Annotated in this window: 16 protein-coding genes; 11 read left to right on the forward strand and 5 right to left on the reverse strand. The window is 63.1% G+C overall.

Going from position 1 to position 22,498, the window contains the following annotated elements; translation table 11 throughout:
* Positions 1–154: 154 nt before the first annotated feature.
* Positions 155–3,808: a vitamin B12-dependent ribonucleotide reductase gene (locus AC4FS3_RS06470; protein WP_491019835.1), complete on the reverse strand. Its 3,654-nt coding sequence runs from the start codon at positions 3,806–3,808 to the stop codon at positions 155–157.
* 687 nt (positions 3,809–4,495) lie between these two features.
* Here AC4FS3_RS06470 and AC4FS3_RS06475 point away from each other — a divergent pair.
* Positions 4,496–5,428 carry a DMT family transporter gene (locus AC4FS3_RS06475; protein WP_491019836.1) on the forward strand — a complete coding sequence of 311 codons (933 nt, stop codon included), beginning with the start codon at positions 4,496–4,498 and terminating at the stop codon, positions 5,426–5,428.
* Between the two features lie 141 nt (positions 5,429–5,569).
* On the forward strand, positions 5,570–6,847 hold the full coding sequence (gene eno / locus AC4FS3_RS06480) for a phosphopyruvate hydratase (protein ID WP_283178001.1): 1,278 nt from the start codon (positions 5,570–5,572) through the stop codon (positions 6,845–6,847).
* Positions 6,848–6,940: 93 nt separating this feature from the next.
* Here the strand turns inward: eno and AC4FS3_RS06485 are convergent, their stop codons facing one another.
* Both AC4FS3_RS06485 and AC4FS3_RS06490 read right to left on the reverse strand, forming a co-directional pair.
* The gene (locus AC4FS3_RS06485; protein ID WP_283178002.1) at positions 6,941–7,483 is read right to left on the reverse strand and encodes an RSP_2648 family PIN domain-containing protein; all 543 of its coding nucleotides are present in this window, start codon (positions 7,481–7,483) and stop codon (positions 6,941–6,943) included.
* A 1-nt stretch (position 7,484) separates the two neighbouring features.
* Entirely contained in the window at positions 7,485–8,708 is a 1,224-nt protein-coding gene (locus tag AC4FS3_RS06490; RefSeq protein ID WP_491019837.1) for an RSP_2647 family RNA methyltransferase, read from the reverse strand.
* 306 nt (positions 8,709–9,014) lie between these two features.
* On the opposite strand from AC4FS3_RS06490, the gene edd reads away from it, so the two are divergent.
* Both edd and eda read left to right on the forward strand, forming a co-directional pair.
* Complete coding sequence (edd, locus tag AC4FS3_RS06495; RefSeq protein WP_491019838.1) at positions 9,015–10,832, forward strand: phosphogluconate dehydratase; 1,818 nt, start codon at positions 9,015–9,017, stop codon at positions 10,830–10,832.
* Positions 10,833–10,961: 129 nt separating this feature from the next.
* Positions 10,962–11,606 carry a bifunctional 4-hydroxy-2-oxoglutarate aldolase/2-dehydro-3-deoxy-phosphogluconate aldolase gene (gene eda, locus AC4FS3_RS06500; RefSeq protein ID WP_491019839.1) on the forward strand — a complete coding sequence of 215 codons (645 nt, stop codon included), beginning with the start codon at positions 10,962–10,964 and terminating at the stop codon, positions 11,604–11,606.
* 4 nt (positions 11,607–11,610) lie between these two features.
* Here the strand turns inward: eda and AC4FS3_RS06505 are convergent, their stop codons facing one another.
* Positions 11,611–11,877: a hypothetical protein gene (locus AC4FS3_RS06505; RefSeq protein WP_283178800.1), complete on the reverse strand. Its 267-nt coding sequence runs from the start codon at positions 11,875–11,877 to the stop codon at positions 11,611–11,613.
* Positions 11,878–11,896: 19 nt separating this feature from the next.
* Positions 11,897–14,695, reverse strand: coding sequence for a [protein-PII] uridylyltransferase family protein (locus AC4FS3_RS06510; RefSeq protein WP_491019840.1), 2,799 nt, complete (start codon positions 14,693–14,695; stop codon positions 11,897–11,899).
* A gap of 9 nt (positions 14,696–14,704) precedes the next feature.
* On the opposite strand from AC4FS3_RS06510, the gene AC4FS3_RS06515 reads away from it, so the two are divergent.
* From AC4FS3_RS06515 to AC4FS3_RS06545, 7 genes are all read left to right on the forward strand, one after another.
* The gene (locus AC4FS3_RS06515; protein WP_491019841.1) at positions 14,705–14,842 is read left to right on the forward strand and encodes a hypothetical protein; all 138 of its coding nucleotides are present in this window, start codon (positions 14,705–14,707) and stop codon (positions 14,840–14,842) included.
* Between the two features lie 123 nt (positions 14,843–14,965).
* Positions 14,966–15,487, forward strand: a complete 522-nt coding sequence (locus AC4FS3_RS06520; protein WP_491019842.1) for a DUF2852 domain-containing protein — start codon at positions 14,966–14,968, stop codon at positions 15,485–15,487.
* Between the two features lie 349 nt (positions 15,488–15,836).
* Positions 15,837–16,712, forward strand: a complete 876-nt coding sequence (locus tag AC4FS3_RS06525) for an arginyltransferase (RefSeq protein ID WP_491019843.1) — start codon at positions 15,837–15,839, stop codon at positions 16,710–16,712.
* 518 nt (positions 16,713–17,230) lie between these two features.
* Positions 17,231–18,979, forward strand: a complete 1,749-nt coding sequence (locus tag AC4FS3_RS06530; protein WP_491019844.1) for an acetolactate synthase 3 large subunit — start codon at positions 17,231–17,233, stop codon at positions 18,977–18,979.
* A 64-nt stretch (positions 18,980–19,043) separates the two neighbouring features.
* Complete coding sequence (ilvN, locus tag AC4FS3_RS06535; RefSeq protein ID WP_491019845.1) at positions 19,044–19,604, forward strand: acetolactate synthase small subunit; 561 nt, start codon at positions 19,044–19,046, stop codon at positions 19,602–19,604.
* A 203-nt stretch (positions 19,605–19,807) separates the two neighbouring features.
* A complete protein-coding gene (locus tag AC4FS3_RS06540; RefSeq protein WP_491019846.1) occupies positions 19,808–21,655 on the forward strand; it encodes an ABC-F family ATP-binding cassette domain-containing protein in 1,848 nt (615 codons plus the stop codon).
* Between the two features lie 127 nt (positions 21,656–21,782).
* Positions 21,783–22,382, forward strand: a complete 600-nt coding sequence (locus AC4FS3_RS06545) for a nitroreductase family protein (RefSeq protein ID WP_491019847.1) — start codon at positions 21,783–21,785, stop codon at positions 22,380–22,382.
* Positions 22,383–22,498 lie beyond the last annotated feature (116 nt).

The raw sequence follows: 22,498 nt of genomic DNA on the forward strand, positions 1-22,498 counted from the left end.
TGATGTGAAACGGGAAAGGCGCAGATCCATGTGGATCCGCGCCGCTCGATTCAGTGTCGGGTCATGTGCAGGAACGCAGGTATTGACAGGGGTGCTGCAAGCTTATGGGTAAAACCGGCACTCTTATGCTCCAATGACAACACCCCGCGCGCCCTCAGCTGCAGCCGGTTGTGCCACCGCAGGTGGTGCATTTCAGGCAGGTTCCGTTGCGGACCAGCGTGTAATTGCCGCATTCAGTGCAGGAATCTCCGGTATAGCCCTGCAGTTTCGCGCGGCTCCGCGCGTCGGATCCGGCATTCAGCGCAGCAAGGCTGCTGCCGGGCGTTCGGGTGCCCGGGATCAGCATATTGAGGGCCGTCACCGGATCGATCCCGCCTGCTGCCTTGTCATGACCCGGAAGCAAATCCTGCGGCAGGCGATTTCTCAGATAGCCGGTCGAGCTGATCGATTTCAGAAGCTCTACCGAACGCGTCACCGGCGCGGCTGCGGCACGCTGATCGGGCTTGCCCTCGTCATCGCCACGGCCGAGATCGTCAAACGCGGTGCCCTTGGGCGCGACATGCGCCAGATCGGTGCGGTCGAGATAGGAAATCGCCAGTTCGCGGAAGATGTAGTCGAGGATCGAGGTCGCGTTGCGGATTGAATCGTTCCCCTGCACCATCCCCGCCGGCTCAAACCGGGTGAAGGTGAAGGCATCTACGAATTCCTCAAGCGGAACACCATATTGCAACCCGACGCTCACTGCGATTGCGAAGTTGTTCATCATGGCACGGAAGCCCGCACCTTCCTTATGCATGTCGATGAAAATCTCGCCAAGCGCGCCATCGGCATATTCGCCGGTCCTGAGATATACTTTATGGCCGCCGATCAGCGCTTTTTGCGTATAGCCCTTGCGCCGCTCGGGCAGCTTTTCGCGGTGTGAACGGACGATCTCTTTGACGACCACCTTTTCGATAATCTTCTCGGCAATCACCCGGGCCTTTTCCTGCGGCGTGCCGGTCTCCATCACCTCTTCGGCCTCGTCATCGCCTTCGATCAGCGCCGCCGCCAGCGGTTGCGACAGTTTCGATCCGTCGCGATAGATTGCATTGGCCTTGACGCCGAGGCTGTGGGAGAGCGCGTAAGCCGCCAGCACCTCGTCGATCCTGGCCGAGGACGGCATGTTGATCGTCTTGGAAATCGCGCCCGAGATGAAACTCTGCGCGGCGGCCATCATGAGGATATGGCTTTCGACGCTGAGCAGACGATTGCCCTTGCGGCCGCAGGGGCTGGCGCAGTCGAAGACTGCAAGATGCGACGGGTTCAGATGCGGCGCGCCTTCCAGCGTCATGGTGCCGCAGACATGATCATTTGCCGCCTCGATCTGGGCGCGGGTAAAGCCCAGATGTTTCAGCAGATCGAAACCGGGATCCATCAGCTCGGTTTCCGGAATGCCAAGCGTGCCCTTGCAGAACTCTTCGCCAAGCGTCCATTGGTTGAAGACAAAGCGGATATCGAAGGCCGTGGGCAAAGCCGCCTCGATCTTCGCGATTTCGGCGGCCCCAAAGCCATGACCGATCAGCGCGGTATGGTTGATTGCGGGTGCCTGGGCGAGACTGCCATGCCCGACCGCGTAAGCCACAATCTCGGCCGCCTGATGCGCGGGATAGCCCAGGGCTTCAAGCGCCGCCGGCACCGACTGGTTGATGATCTTGAAATAGCCACCGCCGGCGAGTTTCTTGAACTTCACCAGCGCGAAATCTGGCTCGATGCCGGTGGTGTCGCAATCCATCACCAGACCGATCGTGCCGGTGGGCGCGATGACCGAGACCTGGGCATTGCGGAAGCCATGCACCTCGCCCAGCGACAGCGCCTCATCCCAGGCGCGCCGGGCAAGTGCTACCAGCGCCTCATCGGGGCAATTCGCATGATCAAGCGCGACCGGCGCCACGTTCAGGCCGGCATAGTCGCCGCTGCCATTGGAAGCCGCGCGGTGGTTGCGGATCACCCGCAGCATCGCATCGCGGTTCTTCGCATAGCCGGGGAAAGCGCCCAGCTCTGCCGCCATCTCGGCGGAGGTCGCATAGGAAATGCCGGTCATGATCGCGGTCAGCGCGCCACAAAGCGCACGGCCTTCAGCGGAATCGTAACCAAGCCCCATGGTCATCAGAAGCCCGCCAATATTGGCATAGCCCAGTCCCAGGGTGCGGAATTCATACGACCTTTGCGCGATTTCCTTTGACGGGAATTGCGCCATCATCACCGAGATTTCCAGCGTCAGCGTCCAGAGCCGGCAGGCATGGACAAAGGCCTCGGCCTGGAACCGCTCGCCCTTCCAGAAGGTCAGCAGGTTCAAAGACGCCAGATTGCAGGCCGTATCATCGAGGAACATATATTCTGAACACGGGTTCGAGCCCCGGATCGGCCCGTCTTCCGGGCAGGTATGCCAGGCATTGACCGTGTCATGAAACTGGATCCCGGGATCTGCGCAGGCCCAGGCGGCATGGCCGACCTGATCCCAGAGATCACGGGCCGAAACGGTTTTCGCCACCCCGCCATCGGTGCGGCGGATCAGCTCCCATGGCAGATCGTCGCGCACCGCCGCAAGGAAAGCATCCGTCACCCGCACCGAATTGTTCGAATTCTGGCCCGAGACCGTGGAATAGGCCTCGGAGTCCCAGTCGGTGTCATAGGTCGGGAATTCGATCCTGTCGAACCCCTGGGCTGCATATTGCAGCACACGATTGGTATATGTGTCCGGGATCAGAGCCTTTTTTGCTGAACGGATCGCGGCTTTCAGACGCGCATTCCTGGCGGGGTCAAAGGCATCGGCTTCGGACCCGTCCCAGGCGCGGATCGCCGCGAAAATCCCGTTCAGCTCGCGCTCATGCGCTTTGGATCCGGCGACCAGCGAGGCGACCTTCTGCTCCTCGATCACCTTCCAGTTGATGAATTGCTCAATATCGGGGTGATCCATGTCGCAGATCACCATCTTGGCCGCGCGCCGCGTGGTGCCACCGGATTTGATCGCCCCTGCCGCCCGGTCACCGATCTTCAGGAACCCCATCAGCCCCGAGGATTTGCCGCCCCCCGACAGCTTTTCATTCTCGCCCCTGAGCGACGAGAAATTGGTACCCGTGCCAGATCCATATTTGAACAGACGCGCCTCACGGACCCAGAGATCCATGATGCCGCCCTCTTTCACCAGATCATCCGAGACCGACTGGATGAAACAGGCATGCGGCTGCGGGTGCTCATAGGCGCTGGTGGATTGCACCAGTTTGCCACTGACATGATCGACATAGAAATGGCCCTGCCCCGGCCCGTCGATCCCATAGGCCCAATGCAGCCCGGTATTGAACCATTGCGGTGAATTCGGCGCCGACATCTGCCGCGCCAGCATATAGCGCATCTCGTCAAGATAGTGCTGCGCGTCTTCCGCGCGGGTGAAATAGCCGCCTTTCCAGCCCCAATAGGCCCAGGCGCCGGCAAGGCGGTCAAAGACCTGCTTTGCCGAAGTCTCGCCGGTATAGCGCTCACCCTCGGGCAAAAGCGCCAGCGCCGCCTCATCCGCGACCGAGCGCCAGAGAAACTCGGGCATGTCCTTTTCTTTGACCCGCTTCAGCCGCGCCGGAACGCCTGCGCGGCGGAAGTATTTCTGGGCGATCACATCCGATGCGACCTGGCTCCAGCCCTCGGGCACCTCGACCGCGTCATTGCGAAAGACGATGCGGCCATCCGGGTTGCGGATCTCGGAAGTGGTGGTGGTGAAATCCACCGCGCCCCAGGCGCCGCCGGTGGCATTGGTAAATCTGCGCTCGATTTTCATTGCTCTGTCCCCTGTGGGCCATTTGCGGCCCTTGTTTTTGCGGATGTAGCGCTGGTCGTGACATCCCGGGCATGAACCACCACACGGGTCCCGGTTCCGCCGCCAAAAGCCGGCCTGGAAAGGTCTTGGTGTAACGAATACAACATATGGTGGTCTGACTTGCCTCGCGAGCAACGTGTCGTAGGAGAACGGCAGTTTCAACGGATTTATTTCGGCCCCTGCCCGCAATGTCATCTTGACGTCACAGGGCCATGCGTCGGGGACGGGCCAGTTTCGGCCCGGGTTTTGCAGCGTGCAGATGTGGGCAAATCTGTGGACGATCCCGGAATGTATTCTGGCCGGTGCCGGCTTTTCCCTCCGATCCGGGCGGTTTGGCCCAAAAGCTTCACATTGCGGATGAAGCCTGGCCAGATACGCGGTGCACTGCGTTAGCCTGTGGAAAACAGCCATGCGACCGATTCCCAAAACGCCGTATGTCGCGCAGGGCAAAAATGTCGCAGCCGCGCGAAATCGCAAACAGGGGTCGCCGTTGCCTCATTCTGTCGCAGGTGAGACGGCTGTGTCACTTTCCCCTGCGTAAAACTCGGGCTAAGAGCAGGAAAATCATCGCCAGATGCCGGGCGCAAGCACGCCCCCGATGGCAAAACCGGCCCAGGGGCTGGCAGGCGGTGTGAAGGAGTTTAGCGAATGAGTGCCCCGAAAGCCGCGCCGGAACGCGCCGCAGAACGCGCGGCAGCAAGCGCTGCCGCAAGCGTGACAGAAAACCGCAGGGCCGCTATACTGATGGTCAGCGCCATGGCCGCTTTTGCCATCGAGGATACCTTTCTCAAACATGCCGCAGTCTCGATGCCGCCGGGCCAGGTCCTGGTGATCAACGGCCTTGCGGGGGGCGGTATTTTCGCGCTCCTGGCGCTGCGTCGTGGCGAGGCGGTGTTCAGTATGGCCGCATTGCGCGGCATGGCGCTGATCCGCAATGTCTCGGAGGGGGTGGCAGCTTTCACCTATCTGCTGGCACTGGCGCTGGTGCCTATGGCAATGGCCTCGGCGCTGTTACAGGCTTCGCCCCTGATGATCACTGCGGGGGCCGCGCTGTTTCTGGGCGAGACCGTCGGCTGGCGGCGCTGGATCTCGATCCTGACCGGCTTTGTCGGTGTGATGATCATTCTGGAACCCTGGAAGGCCGGGATCGACATTGCCGGCCTCGCCATGGTCGGCTGCGTCATAGCCCTTTCGGTACGCGACCTCGTGACGCGCCGGTTGCCGCCGCATCTGGGAACAATGAGCCTTTCCTCCTGGGGGGTTCTGGCCTCGGTCCCTGCGGGCGTGCTTCTGATGCTGGTGCGCGGCGAGGGCTTTCAGGCGCCCGCCCCCGAACAGGGTGTGGTGCTGGCCTGCGCGGTCTTAGCCGGGCTGATCGGTTACTATATGGTGGTCGAGTCGATGCGGATCGGCGAAGTCTCGGCCGTGGCACCGTTCCGTTACACGCGCCTGGTATTCGCATTCATACTGGCTGTCCTTTTCCTTGGCGAACGTCTGAGCCTTAATGTGGTCATCGGATCGGGCCTCGTGATCCTGTCCGGCCTCTATATGTTCGGCCGCGCCAGAAAACGGGCGCATTAACCAGAACGCAACAAGCCCTGCAAAAAACACGCAGGCCTGGGGATTGCCGCCCTTCCCCAGGGCGGCGGCTCCCGCTAAACGGGGATCGGGATCGGCCCATCCCGCCCGACTGAAACAGAAACGTCTGACCCGGAGCTTACGATGAGCACGATCATTGACATTCACGCCCGCGAAATTCTCGACAGCCGCGGCAATCCGACCGTAGAGGTCGATGTGGTGCTGGAAAGCGGCGCCATGGGCCGCGCTGCAGTGCCCTCGGGGGCCTCGACCGGCGCCCATGAGGCCAATGAGCGCCGCGATGGCGACAAATCCCGCTATTTCGGCAAAGGCGTGCTGGAGGCGGTGGCTGCCGTCAATGGCGAGATCGCCGAAGAGCTGGTTGGCTATGACGCCACCGAACAGACCGGCATCGACCGCACCATGATCGAGATGGACGGCACGCCGAACAAATCCCGCCTTGGCGCGAATGCGATCCTCGGCGTCTCGCTCGCGGTGGCAAAGGCTGCGGCGGAATACACCACCCAGCCGCTCTACCGCTATATCGGCGGCACCTCGGCGCGCGTGCTGCCGGTCCCGATGATGAATATCATCAATGGCGGCGAACATGCCGACAACCCGATCGACATTCAGGAATTCATGATCATGCCGGTCGGCGCGGATGATATCCGTGACGCGGTCCGCATGGGGTCGGAAGTCTTCCACACGCTGAAAAAAGAGCTGTCGGCAGCGGGCTATGGCACCAATGTCGGCGATGAGGGAGGCTTTGCGCCGAACCTGTCTTCGTCGCGCGTGGCGCTCGACTTCATTCTGAAGGCGATTGAAAAGGCAGGTTACAAGCCCGGCGAGGATATCTACCTCGCCCTCGATTGCGCCGCGACCGAGTATTTCAAGGGCGGCAAATATGAGATGAAGGGTGAAGGCATCTCGCTTTCCTCGGAAGAGAATGCCGAATACCTCGCGAAGCTCGCGGCGGATTACCCGATCATCTCGATCGAAGACGGTATGGCCGAAGATGACTGGGCGGGCTGGAAGCTTCTGACCGACAGGATCGGCAACAAGGTGCAGCTGGTGGGTGACGATCTTTTCGTGACCAATCCGCGCCGTCTGGCCGAGGGCATCAGCAAGGGTATCGCCAATTCGATGCTGGTGAAGGTCAACCAGATCGGCACCCTGACCGAGACGCTTGAGGCCGTCGATATGGCACATCGCGCGCGCTATACCAATGTGATGTCGCATCGTTCGGGCGAGACCGAAGACAGCACCATCGCTGATCTCGCCGTCGCGACGAATTGCGGTCAGATCAAGACCGGCTCGCTGTCGCGCTCGGACCGGATGGCAAAATACAACCAGCTGATCCGTATCGAAGAAATGCTGGGCGAAACCGCCGAATACGCGGGGCGTTCGATCCTGAAGGGCTGACCTCAGCCAGAAGCCGGATTTTTTCAAAAAATCCGGCACAAATTTCGTTTCCGAAATTTGCGGGCGCCTTTGGGCGCCCGTTTTCGTGCCGGATCAGCCGGCCAGGGCTTTGGCGAGACGAAAGAGCCGCACGCGTTTCAAAAGCGGTTTCACGCCGACCGGCTGGCCGGACAGGTTTTCGGCTTTTGCACGCACCCGCTCGACAATCGCCGCCATCTTTTCCGGCGCGCGCGAGTGCAGCTCCCACAGAAAGCCATCCGGATCCCTTCGGGAAATGCCTTCCTCCGCCAGAACATGACCAGGAAAATCCGAGGCGTTGAAGGTCACAATCGCATCGGCATGGCCGGCGATGCCCGTCGCCAGCACATGCAGATCGCCGGGATCGGGCAACACCAGGCGCGCCTCGATGGCCGGTTGTGGCGCCACCCGTCCGCGCGGGAAAGCCGCGCGAAACAGCGCAGCCTCGCCTTCGGCCACCACCTGCACCCCGGGCCCGAGTTTGGCCGACGAATGCGTCCATTCGCCGAGGATCCGGTCGGACCAGACCGGCTCATAGAGACCCGCCTCACCCGCGCCCTGCAAGATCTCCCGCAAAACCGTCGGGAAGAGGACACAAGCGTCGAGAACGGCCTTCATCTCAGCCGTCCAGGCGGAAGGCGAGCGCCTTGAGATACCCCGTTTCCGCAAGCTGCGGCAGCACCGGATGGTCGGGGCCGGCAAAACCGGTATAGATCAGCTGCCCGCGCCGCCCGCCCCGCCCGATCCCGCGGGCCGAAGCATTGCGGAAGGATGAAAGATCCGCGGCATGCGAACAGGAACAGAGGACCAGATAGCCGCCGGGCGCAACCAGCGCAGCCGCCAGCTTTGCCACCCGTTCATAGGCCCTGAGCCCGGCCTCAAGCGCCGGTTTGGCCGGAGCAAAGGCCGGCGGATCGCAGATCACCAGATCGAACTGCGCCCCTTCCGCCCCAAGCGCCTCGAGCACCTGGAAGGCATCGCCCTGCCGCGTCGAAAACCGCTCTGCTACGCCCGAGGCTTTTGCGCCTCCCTCGGCCAGCGCCAGCGCCGGCGCAGATCCGTCGACTGCCAGTGCGCTTTCGGCGCCCCCGGCCAAAGCCGCCAGAGCGAAACCGCCGACATGGCTGAACATATCCAGCACCCGCGCCCCGCGCGCCAGCCGGGCCGTGAATGCATGGTTCTCGCGCTGGTCAAAGAAGAGCCCGGTCTTTTGCCCCCCGGTCAGGTCGGCAATATAGGTCGCACCGTTCATCGGTACAGCAAGCGGCGCGGCAGGCGTTGTGCCCAGCACGGTCACGATCTCTTCGGAAAGGCCCTCAAGCCCCCGTGCCCGGCCCGAGCCGTTCTTGATCACGGTTGTCACGCCGGTGACTGCTGCCAGCGCCGAGACGAGGGTCGCGAGATGCGCTTCGGCCCAGGCGGCATTGGGCTGCACCACCGCCACATCGCCGAAGCGGTCGATCACAACGCCGGGAAGCCCGTCGGCCTCGGCATGAACCAGGCGGTAGAAGGGCTCGGGGTAAAGCCGTGCCCGCGCAGCCAGTGCCCGCGTCAGACGTGCTTTGAACCAGGCCTCATCAATCGCCGCCTCCGGATCGCGGTCGAGCATCCGCGCCACGATCTTCGATGCGGGATTTATGGTCACAAGGCCAAGCGGCCGGCGCTCGGCATCTTCCAGCACCGCGAGCGCACCCGGCGCCAGCGCGGAGGTCCGGCGGTCCATCACCAGCTCATCGGCATAGACCCAGGGGTAGCCGTGGCGGATCGCACGGGCCTCGGCCTTGGGCCGCAGCCGCACAGTTGGATATTTATACGCGGCGGTGGGGATATCTGTCTCTGTCATGCCCTCCTCTTACTCAACCGCGTCGCTTTGTGAAAGTGGCATGGTTTCTCTGCGGTGCTGGAACACTGTACCGGCCGGATCTCGCGCCGCATCGCGCGATCCTGCCTCTGACGCAGCCGCCATTTTGTGCCTGTTCCTATGGCAAAGTGCTTGCAAAATGGGGCGGCACCCTTTAATGTTAGCGCTAACAGATCTATCTTCGGACAGGATACCCCCTGCCGACCCGATTTCCGCCCCAGCTTCTCCAATATGCGGCCCTCTGACACCCGCAGCGGAGATCCCCAAAGCCAGGACCGAGAGACCATCATGACACCGAGGCCAGACCTGAACCCGATCATTGCCCGCGTCACCGACCGGATCCGCAGGCGGTCAGAGCACTCGCGCTCCGCCTATCTGGCGCGGATGGCGGCGGCGGTTGCCAAAGGCCCGGTGCGCGCGCATCTGAGCTGTTCCAACCAGGCCCATGCCTATGCGGCGATGGGCCCCGACAAGGCGGATCTCGCGCTTGGCCGGGCGCCGAATATCGGGGTGATCACGGCTTACAACGACATGCTCTCAGCGCATCAGCCCTATGAGGATTACCCGAAGATCATCCGCGAGACCGCGCGCAGGCTCGGGGCCACTGCCCAGGTCGCAGGCGGTGTACCCGCGATGTGTGACGGCGTGACCCAAGGTCAGCCGGGGATGGAGATGTCGCTGTTTTCGCGTGATGTGATCGCGCTGGCGGCCGGCGTCTCACTCAGCCATGACTGTTACGACTCGGCGCTGTGGCTCGGGGTTTGCGACAAGATCGTGCCGGGGCTGATCATGGCCGCCGCCACTTTTGGCCATATCCCGTCGATTTTCATCCCCGCAGGCCCGATGACCAGCGGCATCGGCAATGACGAGAAAGCCAGGGTCCGTGCCGCCTTCGCCGAGGGCAAGGCCACGCGCGAGGAACTGATGGCGGCCGAGATGGCCTCCTATCACGGGCCGGGCACCTGCACCTTTTACGGCACCGCCAATACCAATCAGATGCTGATGGAGGTGATGGGACTCCACCTCCCCGGCGCCACTTTCGTCAACCCGGGCACGCCTTTGCGCGAGGCGCTGACCGAGGCGGCTGTGGCGCGCGCGGTGGCGATCACCGCTTTGGGCAATGATTTCCGCCCGGCGGGCGAGATCCTTGATGAGCGCGCCTATGTGAACGGGATTGTCGGACTGATGGCCACAGGTGGCTCGACCAATCTCGTGCTGCATCTGCCCGCTATGGCCAGGGCCTCGGGCGTGCTGCTCGACCTTGAGGACTTTGACGATCTGTCGGGGGCCGTGCCGCTGATGGCACGGGTCTATCCGAACGGGCTGGCGGATGTGAACCATTTCCACGCGGCGGGAGGCTTGCAGTTCCTGATCCGCGATCTGCTGGGCGCGGGGCTTTTGCATGAGGATGTGAAGACGGTCGCGGGCGACGGGCTGACACATTACACGCGCGAGCCCGAATTGCATGAGGGCACCTTCCGCTATCGCGAAGGCCCGGCAAAAACACTGAATGACAGGATCCTGCGTCCGGCTGCCGAGCCCTTTGCCCAGACCGGCGGGTTGCGGCAGCTGGAGGGCAATCTCGGTCGCGCGGTGATCAAGATCTCCGCCGTGGCGCCCGAGCGCCATGTGATCGAAGCCCCTGCCCGGGTGTTCCATGACCAGGAAAGCGTCAAAGCGGCCTTCAAACGCGGAGAGTTCACCAGCGATATGATCGTGGTGCTGCGCTTCCAGGGGCCGCAGGCCAATGGAATGCCCGAGCTGCATTCGCTGACGCCGGTGCTGACCGTGTTGCAGGATCGCGGGCTGAAAGTGGCGCTGGTGACCGATGGCCGCATGTCGGGTGCCAGTGGCAAGGTGCCGGCTGCAATCCATGTCTCACCCGAAGCTGCCTGTGGCGGCCCGCTCGCGCGGTTGCAGGATGGTGATCTGTTGCGCCTTGATGCAGCGAAGGGGGAGCTGACCTGCCTCGCCCCCGATTTCGCGACCCGTGCCCCGGTCGTGGCCGATCTGAGCGCCAACGGTTATGGCACCGGACGCGAGCTTTTCGAGATGTTCCGCCGCTCGGTCGGCAATGCGGAACATGGCGCAGCAGTGGTGGTCTGATCCGCCGCCGCGACGCCTGACATCTGCCGGAGGTCTCTGGCGGGAAAACTCAGGTCAAGAGGAAGATGCTGTTTTCCCCTTGATAAAACTTAACGCTGCCGCTGGCAGATCCCTGTCCGAGGAAGAGACATGACCCCCGCAGAGCAATCCATTGCCGCTGAACAGATCTGCCGGCTGGCACCGGTTGTACCGGTTCTGATCGTAGAAGATGTGACCCAGGCCGCGCCGCTGGCGAAAGCCCTGGTCGCAGGTGGCCTGCCCGCGCTTGAGGTGACCCTGCGCACGAAGGCTGCGCTGGAGGTGATCCGCGCCATGGCCGAGGTCGAGGGAGGTGTGGTCGGGGCGGGGACGCTCCTGACCCGCGCGGATGTGAAGGCGGCGAAGGCCGCCGGCGCGAAATTCGGGGTTTCGCCCGGTGCCACCCAGGCGCTGATCGAGGCCTGCGAGGATGAGGGGCTGCCACTGCTGCCGGGGGCGGCTTCGGCCTCGGAGGCCATGGCTTTGCTTGAGCGCGGCTATACGGTGCAGAAGTTCTTTCCCGCCGAACAGGCCGGCGGTGCCGGGTTTCTTAAGGCGCTCTCCTCGCCACTGCCCCAGGTGCGGTTTTGCCCAACCGGTGGCATCAGCCTGAAAAACGCCGGTGATTATCTCGGCCTGCCGAATGTGCTTTGCGTGGGCGGCAGCTGGGTGGCGCCGAAAGACGCGCTTGCGGCCGGCAGCTGGAGCGAGGTCACCCGGCTGGCCGCTGAGGCCAGGGGCCTTGCCCGCCGCTGACCTCTCAGGCTGACCTTCCCAGACGACCGCCGCGGCGCTTTGGCTCTGCGGCGGGCATCAGCCCCGCGGTCAGCACCTCGTTCATCGGATGATCCGGCGCGGTGGCGCTGTATTCCGCGATCAGGGTGCGCAGCGCATCGGGGATCTTGCGATTATCCGCGACACTCAGCGCCCAGTCCATGAAGATCGACCGGCATTCGCCAGGCGAAATCCCTTCGATCCGGTAGCTCTCCCGGACCAGTCCTTTCGGATCTGCCTCTTCCAGCCGCACAGCCAGCCTCCCCATCGCCTTATCCGTTCTGTTTTGCCGCAAATTGCCGCGCGCAGACGCCGCCTGCAAGCACCACCACCGACCGAAGCTGTGCCAGAAGCGTCTCCATGTCGCTTTCCCCGGTCTCGCGCAGCAAAAACGCGCGCCCCCCTTCGCCGATCATGGCCGGATCAAGTGGCCCTTCGCTCAGGAGCCGCGCCGCACAATGGAGCGACCAGAGGAAGCGCCAGGCCTTTGCAAGGCCTTCCTGATCGGACTTCTCAAACACCTGTTTCGCGCCGGCAAGCTGGCGCTCGATCGTTCGGGCCGGGTTCGCGGTGATCAGCGCCGCCATTTCGGCGACAAGCTCGATATCCATGAGCCGGCCGGGGCCGTTCTTGGTTTCCCATTCCCCGCGCGCGGGCTTGGCCTCCTGCAACCGCGCCCGCATCGCCGCGACATCGGCGACCACATTTCCGCCTGCGCCTTTCACCGCGATCACCTCGCGACGGGCCTCTTCGACTGCGACGGCAAGCGTCGGATCGCCGGCCAGCACCCGCGCCCGCGTCAGCGCGAGATGTTCCCAGGTCCAGGCCTCGGTCATCTGATAATCGCGCCAGCCTGTCAGCGAGGTCGCAACCGGCCCCTGGCGCCCCGAAGGGCGCAGCCGCACATCAACCTCGTAGAGCCTGCCTCCCGCCGTCTGGGCCGACAGTGCTGTCACCATCGCCTGGGTCAGGCGCGCGTAATAGGTGCGCACCGGCAGCGGGCGGCGGCCCTCAGAATGTTCAGCCTCGACCCCGTCTGCGAAGGCATCATAGATCAGGATCAGGTCGAGATCAGAACAGGCATTGAGCCGCCCTGCCCCAAGGCTTCCCATGCCCAGCAGCACCGCGCCCCGGCCCGGCGGCTCACCATGCTTGGCCGCGAATTCAGCCAGGACCCGGGGCCAGAGCGCGGCAACCACCGCCTCGGCCAGATCGGAATATTGCTTGCCGGCCTCGAAACTGTCGATCAGCCCGCGCAGGTGATGGACACCGATGCGGAAATGCCATTCCTTCATCCAGCGCCGCGCCTCGTCGAGCTGACGTTCGTAATCGGCAAGGTCCCCAAGCCGCTGCGACAGCGCCGCCGTCAGGCCGCGCGCGCCGGGCCAGGGCTCGAAGAACGCCCCCCCGATCACCGCATCAAGAACCGCCGCATTGCGTGAGAGATAACGGGCAAGCTCCGGCGCGGTGCCGGCAATGTCGATGATCAGGGCCACCAGCTGCGGATTGGCCTCGAACAATGAGAAGATCTGCACGCCCGAGGGCAGGCCCGCCAGAAACCCGTCAAGTGCCACCAGCGCCTCATCCGGATTGGCGGCTGCGGCCAGCGATTTCAGGAATTGCGGGCGGAGGCGGCGGAAAATGGTCTGGGCGCGATCCGAGCGCAGACAGGGGTAATGCTGCCAGCCCCCGACGATCGAACGGGCGTGATCGGAGAGCTGCGGCGCTTCCTCTGCGGGCGCATCAGGGGCAAAGAAGCCCTCGGTCAGATCATCGGTGCGCTTCAGCCGCGTGATCAGCCCCTCGCGGAACTGGTCCTCGGCTTCGCCCATGAAGGCGGCGATCCGCGCGACGCCCTCTGCAGTCGGCGGCATGGTCTGGGTCTGAGCGTCGCCGACCATCTGGAGCCGGTGCTCCAGCTCGCGATGCGCGCGGTAAAGCGTGGTCAGCTCAGTGGCCACATCGCCGGGGATCCAGCCCTTTTCTGCCAGCGCGGCAAGACCGCCTTCGGTGGTCGGATCACGCAGATCCGGGTCGCGGCCACCAGCGATCAGCTGGCGGGTCTGGGTGAAAAACTCGATCTCGCGGATGCCGCCAAGGCCGAGCTTGATATTGTGGTTCTCGACCGTCAGCAGCCCGTTCAGCCCGCGATGTTCGCGGATCCTCAGCCGCATGTCATGCGCGTCCTGTATCGCGGCATAGTCGAGATGTTTGCGCCAGACAAAGGGCGTCAACGACTGCAAAAAGCGCCGCCCGGCCTCCAGATCGCCGCCACAGGGGCGGGCTTTGATATAGGCCGCACGTTCCCAGGTGCGCCCCTCCGCCTCATAGTAATTATAGGCCGCCCCCATCGAGAGGCAGACAGGCATCACCGAGGCATCGGGCCGGAGCCGCAGATCGGTGCGGAAAACATAGCCCTCGGAGGTCACGTCCGAGAGGATCGCCGTCATTTTCTTGGTCACGCGAATAAAACTGGCGCGGGCCTCGGCCTGGTCCTCGCCATAACGCTCCTGGTCGAAAAGGCAGATGAGGTCGATATCCGAGGAGTAGTTCAGCTCTCCCGCGCCCATCTTGCCCATGGCAAGCACGGTCATGCCACCCGCGGTCTCCGCATCCTGCGGGTCAGCACCCGGCAGTTTGCCGCGGCGGATTTCCTCAGCCACAAGCCATTTGACACTGAGATCGACCGCGAGATCGGCAAGCGCGGTGAGCGCGCCGGTCACTTCATTCAGCTGCCAGACCCCGCCCAGATCGCACAGCGCCGTCAGGAGCGCCGCACGCCGCTTGGCCTGGCGCAGCGCCGCACCCAGAGTATCAAGCCCGGCCTCGCGCGGCTCGGCCAGCAGCGAGGCGAGCGCATGTTCCGGCGCGCCCGCGAGCGCCTGGCGGATCCAGACGGGCTCGCGTTCCAGCAAGCCGCCGAGATAGGGCGAACAGCCCGCTATGCCCCCGATCAACCCCGCCATCAGTGGCCCGAGATCGGCAAATTCAGCCATGGCCCCCGCCCCAGCTGCGGGATCGAAGGCGATGGGCTGGCGGGTGACGCGGGCGGCAAAGGCGTGATCTGACATGAGCGCAAAATGCGGCGCGGTGACGGGGGGGTCAATTCCCCTGATCGCGGGCGGCGCGGCTTTGGCAAAGAATTCCACCTTTCCGGCCAGCAGGACACGCCCGGCCTGCCTGAGGTGTCACGGCTGGCCCAGGCGGAAAGCCGCTGAACCGCCGGGCGGCGCGGCTCCGGTCATGTAAATATCATTCACATCCCCCTTGAAAGAACCGGGAGCCAGCCGCAAATTATCCATGTGAACGACATTTACATCTGAACAGGGAGTGACCTTGAGATGAACAGCACAGCTGGTTCCCGCACGGGCATGATGGCCTTTCGCGGGTTTACCGACCGGCTTCGCCAGGCTGAGGCCTGGCTTGATGCCCGTGGCAAATGGGCCTGGATTGCCGCCATGGTGGCGGGGTTCGTGATTTTCGTTCCACTTGGCCTCGCAATTCTGGCCTGGATGATCTGGGGAAAACAGATGTTCGGATTCGCCTGCAGCAACCGCAGACATGACCGTAGCGCCCGTAATGGCTTTGGCCGCCAGGGCTTTGACCGCCACGCGCCGTTCCGCGCCACCGGCAACGCGGCCTTCGACTCTTACCGAGATGAGACCCTGCGCCGTCTGGAAGACGAACAGGGCGCATTTGAATCCTTCCTCCAACGCCTGCGCGATGCCCGCGACAAGCAGGAATTCGACCATTTCATGGAAGAACGCGCCCGGGGCGTCTCTGATGCCGCCGCCGCCCGGCCTGAAACCGGCGCTGAAACCCGGCCGGAAACCGGCGAAGCGCCCCGCCGGGGCGAATACTGAGGCACTGCGCCCCTGATGTCGCCTGTCTCAAAGCCGCAGCCGGCGAGGCATACCAGCTGAGAGGTGCCCGGCGAAGGATTTCCACCACCTGACAGACAGGAAAACACAAGCGCTCCGGCCAGTGGCCGGAGCGTGACTTTGCCGAAATTGCACTGTTGTCGGATGGGATTGCCCTTGCTAGGGTCTCGCCTGACCACCGCCGGCTCTCTCCGGGTTTATGCCCGATCCGCCAGGCCTGCCTGAAAATATTGCCCGCGTCCCAAAGACCATCCTGCGAAAGGGCGCCCTTCCCGCGCCCGGACTTAAGACACGCCAACCGACAGAGACCTGTAACACCCCCGACAGCCCGATGCGCCATACCCTTCCCATCGCCCCACAATTCTATGTGACAGCACCCCAGCCCTGCCCCTATCTCGACGGGCGGATGGAGCGAAAGCTGTTCACCGCATTGCAGGGCGAGCATGCGCAAAAGCTGAATGATGCGCTGTCGAAACAGGGCTTCCGGCGCAGCCAGAATGTGCTTTACCGCCCGTCCTGCGCGGAATGTTCGGCCTGTCTCTCGGCGCGGATCCGGGTTGCGGATTTCAAGCCCTCGCGCACCCAGAAGCGGGTTTTGAAAAAGAACGAGGATCTGACCCGCAACGCAACCAGCCCCTGGGCGACGGAAGACCAGTTCCAGCTGTTCCGCCGCTATCTCGACACCCGTCATGCCGATGGGGGTATGGCGGATATGGATATTTTCGAATTCGCTGCCATGATCGAGGAAACTCCGATCCGGTCGCGGGTGATCGAATATACCCGTCCCGTGGACGGCGCGGATCCTGGCGGGTCGGACCGCTATGGATCAGACCGCTATGGTTCAGACCAGGACAGCCGGCTCGCGGCGGTCTGTCTGACCGATGTGTTCGATGACGGGCTTTCGATGGTCTATTCCTTTTACGACCCTGCGATGAACGCGCGCTCGCTGGGCAGCTATATCATCCTTGATCATGTCGAGATCGCGCGCGAGGCCGGGCTGCCCTATGTCTATCTTGGCTATTGGGTGCCAGGCAGCCGCAAGATGGGGTATAAGGCCAGCTTTGACGCGCTGGAGATTTTCAAGGGCGGGCAATGGACCGATCTGGGCTCGCCCGCCGATCACCGGGCCGAGCTTCATCCGCTCTCGGTCGATCCGATCGCCGAACAGGTCGCAAAGATCAGTCTGCCGGAGGCGCGTGGCTCCTGAAAAGATTACGCACCTGCCGCTGGTCCTGCTTGCCGCCGTCGGGACAATTAGTGCCAGGATGAAGCCTGCACCCGCCCGTCCGCCTCCGTGCCCTGTTGCGATTATCCGTTGTGAGTACGGGTTCACCCTGAAGGAAAATCAGGCGGCGCGGCGCGCTCCCTCCTCAGCCACAAGCCAGCGCTGCAACAGATTCGGGGCACGAAAACACGAAAATTGCCCTCCGCGACCAGCGGTCGAAATATTGTTGCGATTTTCGCCCCATCCCGGACAGATTCGGTGCAGATTTACGGTTGACGCCCCTCAGCAGCTTGCCTTAGGGTCCCGTCAGTCGCGCGGGCTTTCACAGTTCGCTGCGCTGAGGAGATGCGTATGGGCAGGATTATTGTCGTCGTAAGGGACAGGCGCATGGGCCGGTAACGGTTGCCATAATGGTCTCCCATGCGCCCCCGGATTAACCCTCGGGGGCTTTTTGTTTTGGAACGGCTGGCAGGAGCTGGCGAGAGGATGACGGTGCAGCGATGACGGCAAAGGTGATGACCGGCGCGAAGATGGTGGTGCAGGCTCTGAAGGATCAGGGCGTCGAGGTGGTGTTTGGCTATCCCGGCGGCGCAGTCCTGCCGATCTATGACGAGATTTTCCAGCAAAACGACATCCGCCATATTCTTGTCCGTCACGAACAGGGCGCAGTCCATATGGCCGAAGGCTATGCGCGTTCGACCGGCAAGGTGGGGGTGGCGCTGGTGACCTCGGGGCCGGGTGCAACCAATGCCGTGACCGGGCTGACCGATGCGCTGATGGATTCGATCCCGATCCTCGTCCTCTCGGGCCAGGTGCCGACCTTCATGATCGGGACCGATGGGTTCCAGGAGGCTGACACCGTTGGCATCACTCGCCCCTGCACCAAAATGAACTGGCTGGTGAAAGAGACCGAGAAGCTCTCGGATACGATCCACCAGGCTTTCCATGTCGCGAAATCGGGCCGTCCGGGCCCGGTGCTCGTCGACATCCCCAAGGATGTGCAATTTGCCACCGGCCCCTATACCGCGCCGGAGAAAGCAAAGGTCTCGCATTACCAGCCGCGGGTGAAGGGCGATATCGACGCCATCACCCGGATGGTGGAACTGATGGAGACCGCCGAGCGGCCTTTGTTCTATACCGGCGGCGGCGTGATCAATTCCGGCAAGGGCGCGAGCCAGCTCTTGTGTGAGTTTGTCGAGGCGACCGGTTTCCCGATCACGTCGACGCTGATGGGGCTTGGCGCCTATCCGGCCAGCGGCAAGGCCTGGCTTGGGATGCTGGGGATGCACGGGCTTTATGAGGCCAATCTGGCGATGCATGGCTGCGATCTGATGATCAATGTCGGCGCCCGTTTCGATGACCGCATCACCGGCCGCGTCGCCGATTTCTCGCCGAAATCGAAGAAAGTGCATATCGATATTGATCCGTCATCCATCAATAAGGTGATCCGGGTCGATGTGCCGATCCTGGGCGATGTCGGCCATATCCTGGAAGATGCGCTGAAGATCTGGAAGGCGCGCGGGCGCCGCGTCAATAAAGAGGGGCTCGCGAAATGGTGGGGTCAGCTCAATGAATGGCGGGCGGTCAATTGCCTTTCCTACACGCCGTCTTCGAGCACGATCAAACCGCAATATGCGCTGGAGCGGCTCGAAGCGCTGACCAAGGGCATGGATCGCTACATCACCACCGAAGTCGGCCAGCATCAGATGTGGGCGGCGCAGTTCCTCGGCTTTGACGAGCCGAACCGCTGGATGACCTCTGGCGGCCTCGGGACCATGGGCTATGGCATTCCGGCCTCGATCGGGGTGCAGGTCGCGCATCCCGAGGCGCTGGTGATCAACGTGGCGGGTGAGGCCTCCTGGCTGATGAATATGCAGGAGATGGGGACGGCGATGCAGTTCCGCGCTCCGGTCAAACAGTTCATCCTGAACAATGAGCGGCTTGGTATGGTGCGCCAGTGGCAGGAGCTGTTGCATGGCGAGCGCTATTCGCATTCCTGGTCGGAAAGCCTGCCCGATTTCGTGAAACTGGCGGAAGCCTTCGGCTGCAAAGGGTTGCGGGTCGACGATCCGAAGGATCTCGATGACGCGATCCTGGAGATGATCCGTTATGACGGGCCGGTGATCTTTGATTGCCGCGTCGAGAAGCATGAAAACTGCTTCCCGATGATTCCCTCGGGCAGGCCGCATAACGAGATGCTGCTTTCGGCCGATGCGGATGCGTTCAAATCGGGCGCTGTTTTGGTGTGATGCCGTGCCGGGGGCCCTGCCCCCGGACCCCCGGGATATTTAAAGACAGATGAAAGGGCAGCAGATGTCTGCGCTTAAGATCAAAAAGGGCTCGACGAGCCATTCCGCCTATGACCTGCGCGATCATCACAGCGAGGTAGAGGCGAGCCATACGCTGGCGGTGATTGTCGAGAATGAGCCGGGCGTGCTGGCGCGCGTCATCGGGCTGTTTTCGGGCCGGGGCTATAATATCGACAGCCTTACGGTGGCCGAGGTCGACCATACCGGGCATCGCTCGCGGATCACTGTTGTGACGCGCGGGACCCCGGCGGTGATTGACCAGATCGAGGCACAGCTGTCGCGCATGGTGCCGGTGCATGCCGTGCATGATCTGACCGCCGAAGGGCCGAGCGTTCAGCGCGAGCTCGCACTGTTCAAGGTGGTGGGCAAGGGCGACCAGCGAATCGAGGCCCTGCGGCTGGCTGAGATTTTCCGCGCCAAAGTGGTCGATACCAGCCTCGAAAGCTTTATCTTCGAGCTGACGGGCACTCCGGACAAGATCGACGCTTTTGCAGATCTGATGCGGCCGCTTGGCCTGAAAGAAATCGCCCGAACAGGTGTCGCAGCCCTCTCGCGCGGCTTCTGACCAGGCCTTTGACCTGGCGGCCGGGCCGGCGCGGTGCCGCCTGCCCCCCCATGCCGGCCGCAGGCCTGCGCCAGCAGGCCTGCCCCCGCCCGCGCCATTTGGACCGGGGCCGCGCAGCGGCTTTGGCCAAAAGCGCGGGTTCCCTGCCGATCCCCTCCTGATCCCGGTTGACCTGAGGCGCGGGCGCTGGCAAGGCGGGCGCCATGTTGCGCATCTCTGACATCACCTATTCCGTCGAAGGCCGCCCCCTGTTTGAAGGGGCCTCGGCCACCATTCCCACCGGCCATAAGGTCGGCCTTGTCGGGCGCAACGGCGCCGGCAAGACCACGCTCTTCCGGTTGATCCGGGGCCAGCTGGCGCTGGAGGGCGGCGAAATTTCGCTGCCCAGCCGCGCGAAGATCGGTGGCGTCGCGCAGGAGGTGCCCTCGTCGGAGACCTCGCTTCTCGACACGGTGCTCGCCGCCGATACTGAGCGCGCCAGCCTGATCCTGGAATCCGGGACCGCAACCGACCCGGCCCGGATTGCCGAGATCCAGTCGCGCCTGAGTGACATCGACGCCTGGTCGGCCGAGGGCCGCGCCTCTTCGATCCTCAAAGGTCTTGGCTTTGATGCAGACCAGCAGCTCATGCCCTGTTCGGCTTTTTCCGGCGGCTGGCGGATGCGGGTCGCGCTGGCCGGGGTCCTTTTCGCGCAGCCGGACCTTTTGCTCCTTGACGAGCCGACCAACTATCTCGACCTCGAAGGCGCGCTCTGGCTGGAGGCCTACCTCCAGAAATACCCCCATACCGTCATCATTATCTCCCATGATCGCGGCCTGCTGAACCGTGCGGTGCAGGGCATCCTGCATCTCGACAACAGGAAACTCACCTATTGGCAGGGCGGCTATGACCAGTTCGCCCGCCAGATGGCCGAGCGCCGCGCCCTCCAGGCCGCCGAAGCCAAAAAGCAAGAGGCCCGCCGCGCCCATCTGCAAAGCTTCGTTGACCGTTTCAAGGCCAAGGCCTCGAAAGCGACGCAAGCCCAGAGCCGCGTGAAAATGCTCGAGAAAATGACCTCGATCACCGCGCCCGAAGATGCGGCGCGGGTGGTTTTCACCTTCCCCGCACCGGAAGAGCTCTCGCCGCCGATCCTGACGCTGGATGGCGCGAGCGTGGGCTATGACGGGCCGCCGGTTCTGAAAAAACTCTCGCTCCGGATCGACCAGGACGACCGGATCGCGCTTCTGGGCCGCAATGGCGAGGGCAAATCGACGCTGTCAAAGCTGCTTGCCGGCAAGCTGAAGGAGTCGGGTGGCAGCGTCACCCGGTCCTCAAAGCTGCGCATCGGCTATTTCGCGCAGCACCAGGTCGATGAGCTTTATATCGACGAGACGCCGCTGCAGCATATCCAGCGCCTGCGCCCGTCCGAGCATCAGGCGAAACTGCGCGCGCGGCTTGCGGGCTTTGGCCTTGGCGCCGATCAGGCGGAAACCGCCGTGGGGCGGCTTTCGGGCGGGCAAAAAGCGCGGCTCTCGCTGCTGCTTGCGACCATCGACGCGCCGCATATGCTGATCCTCGACGAGCCCACAAACCACCTCGATATCGAAAGCCGCGAGGCGCTCGTGGAGGCGCTGACCGAATATTCCGGCGCGGTGATCCTGGTCAGCCACGATATGCATTTGCTGTCGCTCGTGGCCGACCGGCTCTGGCTGGTGAAAGGCGGCGCGGTCGAGCCCTATAATGGCGATCTCGAAGATTACCGCCGTCTGCTTCTGACCCCGGATGAGGCGAGCAAACCCGCGAAAGCCGCGCCTGTGGTGAAAAAGGCCAGCCGCGAGGAAGTGACCGCGCTGAAGGCCGAGCTTCGGAAATGCGAGGAACGCGTCGCCAAGATCGAGGATATGCGTTCGAAACTGGCGGTGAAACTCGCGGATCCGGCGCTTTACGAAGATGACCGCAAGGGCGATCTGGGGGTCTGGAACCGGAAATATGCCGAGGTAATGGAGGCGCTGGACCGGGCCGAATCCCTCTGGATCAACGCCCAGGAGGCGCTGGAGAAAGCCAATCCATAATGGCCGCAGAGATGAACCCGAACTGTTCATCTCTGCACAGTCAACCCGTCTTGAAATTCTCCCGGTGCGGGAGTTGATAGGTGCCAACGCAAACGCCGCATTGCGGCATCCAGATAGGCACCTGAAAATGTCGAAGACCATCGAAGCCCTGACCAAGCGCCGCACCCAATATGCGCTTGGCCGCAATGTGACCCTGTCGAAAGATCAGATCGAAGCGCTGATCAAAGAGGCGATCCGCCAGGCCCCCTCGTCCTTTAACTCGCAAAGCTCGCGCGCTGTGATCCTGTTCGGTGCCGACAGCGAGAAAGTCTGGTCGCTGATCGATGCCGAACTGCGCAAGATCGTTCCGGCCGAGGCTTTCGCCTCGACCGAAGCCAAGCTGAAATCCTTCGCTGCCGGCCTTGGCACTGTTCTGTTCTATGAAGACCAGGACACGATCAAAGGCCTGCAGGAAAACTTCCCGCTTTATGCCGATGCTTTCCCGGGCTTCTCGCTGCATTCCGCGGGCATGGCGCAGCTTGCCGTCTGGACCGCGCTTGCCGAAGAAGGCATCGGCGCCAGCCTGCAGCACTATTCGCCGATCGCCGATGCCGCGCTGACCGCCGGGTTCAACCTGCCCGCCAGCTGGAAACTCCAGGCGCAAATGCCCTTCGGCTCGAATGAAGCGCCTTTCCTTGACAAGGCCTTCATCGAAGACGCGCATCGCTTCGTTACTCTCGGCAAGTAAGCCGAGCCGGAACTTACCACAAAAGGGGAAGGCCACGCGCCTTCCCCTTTTGCATTTCTGTCACGGGGGGCGGTGAAACCCGGTTGACGGAACCGGGTTTCGCCCCCGACAGTCAG

It is taken from the genome of Pseudogemmobacter sp. TB195, from assembly GCF_058313095.1.

What these genes read in the sequence shown, in the direction of transcription:
- AC4FS3_RS06470 (WP_491019835.1), bottom strand. Translation starts at nt 3,808, where the DNA reads ATGAAAATCGAGCGCAGATTTACCAATGCCACCGGCGGCGCCTGGGGC.
- AC4FS3_RS06475 (WP_491019836.1), top strand. Translation starts at nt 4,496, where the DNA reads ATGAGTGCCCCGAAAGCCGCGCCGGAACGCGCCGCAGAACGCGCGGCA.
- eno (WP_283178001.1), top strand. Translation starts at nt 5,570, where the DNA reads ATGAGCACGATCATTGACATTCACGCCCGCGAAATTCTCGACAGCCGC.
- AC4FS3_RS06485 (WP_283178002.1), bottom strand. Translation starts at nt 7,483, where the DNA reads ATGAAGGCCGTTCTCGACGCTTGTGTCCTCTTCCCGACGGTTTTGCGG.
- AC4FS3_RS06490 (WP_491019837.1), bottom strand. Translation starts at nt 8,708, where the DNA reads ATGACAGAGACAGATATCCCCACCGCCGCGTATAAATATCCAACTGTG.
- edd (WP_491019838.1), top strand. Translation starts at nt 9,015, where the DNA reads ATGACACCGAGGCCAGACCTGAACCCGATCATTGCCCGCGTCACCGAC.
- eda (WP_491019839.1), top strand. Translation starts at nt 10,962, where the DNA reads ATGACCCCCGCAGAGCAATCCATTGCCGCTGAACAGATCTGCCGGCTG.
- AC4FS3_RS06510 (WP_491019840.1), bottom strand. Translation starts at nt 14,695, where the DNA reads ATGTCAGATCACGCCTTTGCCGCCCGCGTCACCCGCCAGCCCATCGCC.
- AC4FS3_RS06515 (WP_491019841.1), top strand. Translation starts at nt 14,705, where the DNA reads ATGCGGCGCGGTGACGGGGGGGTCAATTCCCCTGATCGCGGGCGGCGC.
- AC4FS3_RS06520 (WP_491019842.1), top strand. Translation starts at nt 14,966, where the DNA reads ATGAACAGCACAGCTGGTTCCCGCACGGGCATGATGGCCTTTCGCGGG.
- AC4FS3_RS06525 (WP_491019843.1), top strand. Translation starts at nt 15,837, where the DNA reads ATGCGCCATACCCTTCCCATCGCCCCACAATTCTATGTGACAGCACCC.
- AC4FS3_RS06530 (WP_491019844.1), top strand. Translation starts at nt 17,231, where the DNA reads ATGACGGCAAAGGTGATGACCGGCGCGAAGATGGTGGTGCAGGCTCTG.
- ilvN (WP_491019845.1), top strand. Translation starts at nt 19,044, where the DNA reads ATGTCTGCGCTTAAGATCAAAAAGGGCTCGACGAGCCATTCCGCCTAT.
- AC4FS3_RS06540 (WP_491019846.1), top strand. Translation starts at nt 19,808, where the DNA reads ATGTTGCGCATCTCTGACATCACCTATTCCGTCGAAGGCCGCCCCCTG.
- AC4FS3_RS06545 (WP_491019847.1), top strand. Translation starts at nt 21,783, where the DNA reads ATGTCGAAGACCATCGAAGCCCTGACCAAGCGCCGCACCCAATATGCG.